The organism is Lonsdalea quercina (genome assembly GCF_900107885.1).
Taxonomy (GTDB): domain Bacteria; phylum Pseudomonadota; class Gammaproteobacteria; order Enterobacterales; family Enterobacteriaceae; genus Lonsdalea; species Lonsdalea quercina.
In genome coordinates, this window is the sequence record NZ_FNQS01000002.1 from 549,942 (window position 1) to 556,938 (window position 6,997).

Below are 6,997 nucleotides of genomic sequence, written 5' to 3' on the forward strand. Positions count from 1 at the left end.
ATCGATTCTGCGCGCCTTTTTTCATCACCTTTGCGGAAACAATATGTCTGCTGCCAAGAACGGGAAAAAACTCCTGACCCCGGACCAAGATTACCGCCCGGCACCTTCCGGGCTCAGGTCGTTTTTCCTGCGGATACACTTTTATATTGGCCTGTTCGTCGGCCCATTTATTTTTATCGCCGCATTAACCGGTACGCTATATGTCGTGACGCCTCAGCTAGAAAATCGACTCTACGCGCATGCGCTTTACACCGAGACCGAAGGCACGCCGCAACCGCTGTCTTTACAGGTTGCCGCAGCGATGCACGCACTCGGCGACGGCAAAAAGACGACGCTATCTGCGATCAGGCCCGCCCCGCTTGCCGGAGAAACGACACGCGTCATGTTTTCATCTCCTGATTTAGGACCTTCGGAAAGCCGATCCATTTTTATCGACCCGGTATCGTTAGCGGTCAAAGGCGATTTAACCGTTTACGGCACCAGCGGAATTTTGCCCTTTCGTCTCTGGCTGGATAACCTGCATCGCAGCCTGTTACTGGGGAGCGTGGGCAGAAATTACAGCGAATTGGCGGCCTCATGGTTGTGGATTGCTGCGCTCGGCGGCGCTTACCTGTGGTGGACTGGACGTCAGCCACGCGTCACCGCTAAAAAGCCCGATGCCGCACGCAGCTTACGTCGCCGATTGCAGCGCCGTCATACGGTAACAGGGCTGGCCTTGCTCGCAGGGTTGCTCTTTTTTTCTGCGACAGGACTCACATGGTCGCGGTGGGCGGGAGACAATGTATCGCAGTTGCGTTATGCCCTGGGCTGGCAAACGCCTGCGGTCGCCACACAACTTTCAGGGCCTGCCGAGTTATCCCCGCAAAGCGAGCACGCCCATCATATGATGATGGATATGCCGGAGATGACGCCTGTCGATCCCGCTCGCGTTGATCGGGTATTGGCATCCGCGCGTGCCGCAGGCATTGAAGCCGCAAAAATTGAAATTCGTCCGACGTCAAAACCTCATCGCGCCTGGACGGTCACCGAAATGGAAAGAACCTGGCCCACTCGGGCCGATGCCGTAGCAGTGGATCCCGACTCAGGTCAGGTCGTCAGCAAGGTCGAGTTTAACCATTTCCCGCTAGCGGCGAAGCTAACCCGGTGGGGCGTCGATATTCATATGGGCGTGTTGTTCGGATTGCCTAATCAGCTATTGCTGGCATTTTTCGGCATAGGGCTGTGCTCGATGATTGTGTGGGGATATCGCCTGTGGTGGATACGCCGTCCGCGCGGCTCGGTTTCCCAAAACCCGCTACAGTCAGTGACGGACGCCTTTTTATCTTTATCGCTGACATCACAGCTCTTGATTGCCATTGTCACAGTAGGACTCGGTCTCTTCCTGCCGGTGATGGGGATCAGCGCTGTGATATTTATTTCGATCGATAGCCTTCGCTGGCTGCGATACCGCGCGTCTTTGCCCGCGCCGGATATGAATCGGCAGCAGGATAAAGGCGAATCAGATGCGAGATAACGCAGCATCCTGGGAAAGACATGAAGTAAGCCATCCACACAGAAGCAGGCCGCTGGCTTGCCTCTGTGGTTCGGATTCATCAAGTCAGTCACACGGCTTTCAATGTTTTTCCTTCAACCAGCTCGAACGTGTTTTTCCAATGCGCCTCACACTCCATGCGCGCGTTGGGGATATATGAAGCACGTAAGGGCAAACAGGTTTCTTCAATGTTCCATGCCAAGACGACCTGATGCTCTAAGCGCAGAGATTTTAGCGAATATATCATCGCAAAAAAGCCGCCCCGGGAATCTGATTTGTAGATTTCATATCGATGGCTTGCTGCGCCAGCGCCGTCCCCAAATAGTAATGTTTCCTTCAAGGTACTGAATGACATATCTCCTCCCTTTTTTAAACAGGACCTGTCAGTGCTTCTATCGGCAACTCAATTTTGAATTTTAAAGTTGTGTCGGGAAAAAACCGGGTAGGTCACAAAAGAAGGGAGTAAACCCCCGCAGGCAGCAGTCGACGATCGAGGAAGACAGGATGGAGGAAGGCCAATTTATGCCTCCTTTGTCACAAGCAGGCATAAAGTCGGTATTATTTCTTTTTGACAGACTCTTTGCTTTTTCCCTTAATCAATTGTCGCAATTTTTTTAATTCTTTAGCGGACAAAGGCTGTTCTACCCGTTCTTCCGTATGTTGATTATCTATGGCGTTGGCTTGCTGAGCGTCTGACCCTTCGGACTCAAAGCTTCTCAGTAATCGAGCACTGACTTCCGCACTGATCGTAACCCCGTTTTCCGCGGCCGCTGCTTTGATTCGTTCTTTAAGTCCATGGGCGATTTTTAATGACAAGCTGGATATATCGTTCATTTTTATTCCCTTTTAAACAGGATAAAAAAACAACCTATGCCAGCGAGTCAGTTAAGTCCATATAGTCACCAAAAATTAATATTACTGTCACAATCATTCGACTTATATTCAGCCCGCCAGCCATGTCCCTTTTTAGTTTCACAGACCGCTATCAAGCCCTTTTCCGCCTCACGCTTCGTTTATCGACTTAATTTAATGCCTTGAATTAGCGACATTCACCGCGTCCATCGGCTCGAACGCTAGCCATAAGTAAATCTTTTTTTTCGACTAACCCATCAGAATTTCTATCAATTTGGCACTATTATTAGTCGGTCTGGGCAAACGTTCAACGCTTCCCCATTGTGTTAAAGGATTGATCACAAATTGGCAACGCCTTAAACTACGCGCCGCCTGCAACTATAAGGAAGAGAACAAAGTGGCTCACCATCATCTGTGGGAAATGATGAAAACTATTTATTTCGTTGGATTTGCTTTATCTTTGGTTTTCACTTTCTTCGTCAGTAAAGACCGCTCGATGTTAATACGCCTCCTCTGCGCGGTTTTGATCGGCCTGACCTGGCCACTCAGTTTTCCCGTTGTCTTGATGTTCTCTTTCTTTTAATCATTTCCCTTCGCCTTATCAGCTTGTTTATTATTCCCCTGCTATTTCGTGATACTCGTCTTTAACGGCACCCTTAATCCCTCGACGGTAAAAGATCTCGGTGATGAATAAGATTTTGATCAGCGCCTGCCTCGCAGGTTTTCCCGTTCGATATAACGGCTCAGACAAAAGCACGGTCCGGCGCTATCTCGGCCAGTGGCAACGCGAACAGCGCCTGGTCGTCTTTTGTCCTGAACTGGCGGCAGGATTTTCCACACCACGCCCTTCGGCGGAAATTATTCCGACTCGAAGGCGTCATGCGGTCATTACGTCAGGTGCGCGAGTGGTTGAAGAAACCGGAGGCGACGTCACAGAACGCTATATATTGGGCGCCTGGCTGACCCTGGAAATGGCTCGGGAGCATCACTGTCGATTTGCGCTGCTCACGGATGGCAGTCCCTCCTGTGGCAGTCAGACTATCTATAGCGGTCATTTCAACGGAGAAACCCTTGCGGGCCACGGCGTCACTGCCGAATTGTTGAGGTCGAAAGGGATAGAGGTATTTTCGGACCGGGAAATCCTGACTCTGATTGAGCGGGTCAACCAAGTCGGTTGATCAGCGGCTCCTCAGCGCTCGGACTTATTGTTGAGCATGGCCTGCAAATCCTGTTTTAGCGACGACATCTGATTGGCATATTTCTCTTTATGCTCAGCGTCTTCGATCAGTTGGACAATGGTTTCCGACAGCGTACAGCCACGACGATGCGCCAGCCCCGCCAAACGCTGCCAAACCAGATACTCAAGGTCGATGGATTTCTTGCGGGTATGCTGGTGTTCAGCATTGAAATGCCGTTTACGCCGAGCGCGAATGGTTTGCTTCATCCGATTTTCCAGCGCGGGGTTGAGGTACGCGTCAATCCACTGGAGTACTTTTGTCGGCTGGTCTTCCATTTGCAGTAGCGCGTTGACCGCTTCATCGGCCGCGCTCTGCTCAATAAAGCGCGTAATGGACTCGCCTTCACGATGCTTTTTGACCAGATACTTCCACTTCCAGCCGCACTCAAGATTTTCTAATTGCTGGTATTTCATAATAAAGTCTTCAGTGACCGTGTAACGTGCCCGACATATCTCCATTGTGGCCTGAGTTTCCTATTTCAGGCAAACTTTTTACCGTCCATTTTTCAGCCAGAATCGCAATTCCGCCTCTGTAGTCTGTCTGCAACACGCAGGCTCTCATGTGCATCAGGCATTATTTTTGTATAATCCCGCTTTCCCTTTTGACGAGTGCTGTAGATACTTTGACCAACAACCGACTCGAATGGCAGCAACTGTTGCCTGATCTTACCCCGTATCAGACGTTATTCTCTCAGGCAGCGCAGCTGGCGCCCGCTGAGTTTTCAGCGATCCAGCCCCGTTTGGCCAATGCGCTGACGCTATTCTGCCAGTCCCGCTCCCCTTCTCGCTTTATGTTATTAAAAGCGCAGGAGAGCGATGACTACCTGCGGCTGATCGCCCGAGCCGTCAACGCGAATACGTCAATGGAAAAAGCCTGTTACGGCAGCTTGTATCAGATTTCCGGACGTCATATCAGCATTCAGCCAGCCCAGCATCAGGATGACAATTTTGCGGCCAAAGTACGGTGTGGGTATCAGGAATGGATCGAGCCGGAACAGCTGTTCGGTTGCGTCCGCGTGTCCCAGGAGGATATCCAGCTACAGCCCGGTCTGATTCATCAGGTCAACGGCGGCGTATTGATTCTCTCCGCCCGCACGCTATTGGCGCAGCCGCTGATGTGGCTTCGCTTGAAACAAACGATAATTTCAGGGCTGTACTCGTGGCTTTCACCTGATGAACGCCGCCCGCTGCCGGTAGACGTGCCGCCAATGCCGGTCGACCTTCGTCTGATCGTCGTGGGCGATCGCGAAAGTTTGGCCGACATCCATGATATGGAGCCGGAACTCAGCGGAGACGCTATTTATGGCGAGTTTGAAGCTCAGCTCCCGCTGATCGCGCCTGAAGATATGGTGCGCTGGTGTGCTTACATCAATGCGCTGTGTCAGGAAAATCAACTTCCTCTGCTGGCGGAAGACGGTTGGAGCGCACTGGTCACCCACGCCGTCCGTCACAGTGACGATCAGGGCTGTCTCCCGCTGTGTCCTAAATGGCTGACCCATCAGTTGAAGCATGCGTCTCTCTATGCACAGCAGGAAACGCTCTCCGCGCAGGCAATTAACGATGCCGAAACCACTCGCCGCTGGCGCGATAGTTACCTGTATGAACGGCTACAGGATGATATCGAGCTTGGTCAGATTCTGATTGAAACCGACGGCGCCGTCGTCGGTCAGGTCAACGGACTTTCCGTGCTGGAATATCCGGGTTACCCGATGATGATTGGTGAACCGACCCGCATCAGCTGCGTAGTACACCCGGGCGATGGCGAACTGACGGATGTCGAGCGCAAGGCCGAACTGGGTGGCAACCTGCATGCCAAAGGCATGATGATTATGCAGGCTTTTTTGATTTCTGAACTACAGTTGGAACAGCAGCTGCCGTTCTCTGCCTCTATCGTTTTCGAGCAATCTTATAGTGAGGTGGACGGAGATAGCGCTTCTCTTGCGGAGCTTTGCGCCCTGATCAGCGCACTGGCCCTTCAGCCTATCAATCAGCAACTGGCCGTTACCGGCTCGGTGGATCAGTTTGGACATGTTCAATCCATCGGCGGCGTCAACGAAAAGATTGAAGGCTTCTTCGACGTGTGTCAGCGTCGCGGCCTGACCGGCCAGCAGGGCGTTATCATCCCCGCAACGAATCAGCGCCATCTCTGTTTACGGCCGGACGTGGTTGAAGCAGTAAAGCATGCGCAATTTCACCTCTATCCGGTATCCTCTGTCGCAGAAGCGGTAACGCTGCTGACCCAGGTTGCTTACGATGAAGAACATCGCCCCAGCTTGTTGGCTGCGATTCGTGAGCGTATCGCTCTTTTAACACCGCAGGAACGCCGCCGCTTCCCTTGGTTTTTCCGATAGTGGAACTGGTATGTCCAGCGGTAATAGGCTTGCTCAGCGTACACGTGTACGCTAACCTGCTCGCTTCACAAAAACAGGACTTAAAGAAACATGGTAGATAAACGCGAATCCTATTCGAAAGAAGATCTTTACGCCAGCGGACGCGGTGAACTGTTTGGCCAACAGGGCCCGCAGTTGCCCTCTGGTAATATGCTGATGATGGATCGTGTCATCAAGATGACCGAAGATGGCGGCGAGCATAATAAAGGCTACGTTGAAGCCGAGCTGGATATCAATCCCGACCTGTGGTTCTTCGGCTGCCATTTCATCGGCGACCCGGTTATGCCAGGCTGCCTGGGACTTGATGCCATGTGGCAATTGGTCGGCTTCTATCTCGGCTGGTTAGGCGGAGAAGGTAAGGGCCGTGCATTGGGTGTTGGCGAAGTCAAATTCACCGGTCAGGTTCGTCCTGAGGCCAAAAAAGTCACCTATCGCATCCATTTCAAGCGTGTTATCAATCGCAAGCTGATCATGGGTATCGCAGACGGTGAAGTTCTGGTCGACGGTCGCCTCATCTATACGGCGAGCGACCTGAAAGTCGGACTGTTTAAAGATACCAGCGCGTTCTAATCCCCCGCTTTCGAGAATAAAGGCATTCTGGGTCACTCCAGGATGCCTTTTTGCTATCGGTAGCAGTGCTATCTCGTCTCGTCCCCCGCGCAGTATTTGCGATGCAGATATAGCGTCACGAATCACGTCTCCCGCGCGAACAAGCCCCCGTTTACCCTCTTCCGAAACGAACAAAAACCCTCTATCGGAGAGAAGTGACCAACCAAACGCACAATGCTTAACCAGATGTTTCAAAACCACTAAATACTGCTTGACCGTGACAGGCCGACTCCCTATAGTAGCGCCCCGTTGCTGCCGAGCGCGGCAATACGGTGAGGTGTCCGAGAGGCTGAAGGAGCACGCCTGGAAAGTGTGTATACGTGAAAACGTATCGAGGGTTCGAATCCCTCCCTCACCGCCATATTTACAGAGAAAGCC

At 52.1% G+C, this 6,997-nt stretch carries 8 protein-coding genes and 1 tRNA gene; 6 read left to right on the plus strand and 3 right to left on the minus strand.

All coding sequences use genetic code 11. The annotated features are described in order from the left end of the window. The first annotated feature begins 43 nt into the window (after window positions 1–43). Window positions 44–1,513 (plus strand): PepSY-associated TM helix domain-containing protein, encoded by a 1,470-nt coding sequence (locus BLU64_RS05300; protein ID WP_051625500.1) that lies wholly within the window; start codon window positions 44–46, stop codon window positions 1,511–1,513. Between the two features lie 88 nt (window positions 1,514–1,601). Here BLU64_RS05300 and BLU64_RS05305 read toward each other — a convergent pair whose 3' ends face one another. Both BLU64_RS05305 and BLU64_RS05310 read right to left on the minus strand, forming a co-directional pair. After that, on the minus strand, window positions 1,602–1,886 hold the full coding sequence (locus BLU64_RS05305; protein WP_026742747.1) for a hypothetical protein: 285 nt from the start codon (window positions 1,884–1,886) through the stop codon (window positions 1,602–1,604). Between the two features lie 203 nt (window positions 1,887–2,089). Continuing rightward, complete coding sequence (locus BLU64_RS05310) at window positions 2,090–2,365, minus strand: hypothetical protein (RefSeq protein WP_026742748.1); 276 nt, start codon at window positions 2,363–2,365, stop codon at window positions 2,090–2,092. 415 nt (window positions 2,366–2,780) lie between these two features. On the opposite strand from BLU64_RS05310, the gene BLU64_RS05315 reads away from it, so the two are divergent. Both BLU64_RS05315 and BLU64_RS05320 read left to right on the plus strand, forming a co-directional pair. Continuing rightward, a complete protein-coding gene (locus tag BLU64_RS05315) occupies window positions 2,781–2,966 on the plus strand; it encodes a GhoT/OrtT family toxin (protein ID WP_026741118.1) in 186 nt (61 codons plus the stop codon). Between the two features lie 103 nt (window positions 2,967–3,069). Further along, window positions 3,070–3,561, plus strand: coding sequence for a 2-thiouracil desulfurase family protein (locus BLU64_RS05320; RefSeq protein ID WP_081825703.1), 492 nt, complete (start codon window positions 3,070–3,072; stop codon window positions 3,559–3,561). 11 nt (window positions 3,562–3,572) lie between these two features. Here the strand turns inward: BLU64_RS05320 and matP are convergent, their stop codons facing one another. Beyond that, complete coding sequence (matP, locus tag BLU64_RS05325) at window positions 3,573–4,034, minus strand: macrodomain Ter protein MatP (protein ID WP_026742750.1); 462 nt, start codon at window positions 4,032–4,034, stop codon at window positions 3,573–3,575. 188 nt (window positions 4,035–4,222) lie between these two features. Here matP and BLU64_RS05330 point away from each other — a divergent pair, with 188 nt between their 5' ends. The 3 genes from BLU64_RS05330 to BLU64_RS05340 all read left to right on the plus strand — a co-directional run bounded on the left by BLU64_RS05330 (window position 4,223) and on the right by BLU64_RS05340 (window position 6,980). After that, the gene (locus BLU64_RS05330; protein WP_175527796.1) at window positions 4,223–5,971 is read left to right on the plus strand and encodes an AAA family ATPase; all 1,749 of its coding nucleotides are present in this window, start codon (window positions 4,223–4,225) and stop codon (window positions 5,969–5,971) included. Window positions 5,972–6,061: 90 nt separating this feature from the next. Beyond that, window positions 6,062–6,580, plus strand: coding sequence for a bifunctional 3-hydroxydecanoyl-ACP dehydratase/trans-2-decenoyl-ACP isomerase (gene fabA, locus BLU64_RS05335; RefSeq protein WP_026741114.1), 519 nt, complete (start codon window positions 6,062–6,064; stop codon window positions 6,578–6,580). A gap of 310 nt (window positions 6,581–6,890) precedes the next feature. Further along, a tRNA-Ser gene (locus BLU64_RS05340) sits at window positions 6,891–6,980 on the plus strand. The last annotated feature ends 17 nt before the right edge of the window (window positions 6,981–6,997 follow it).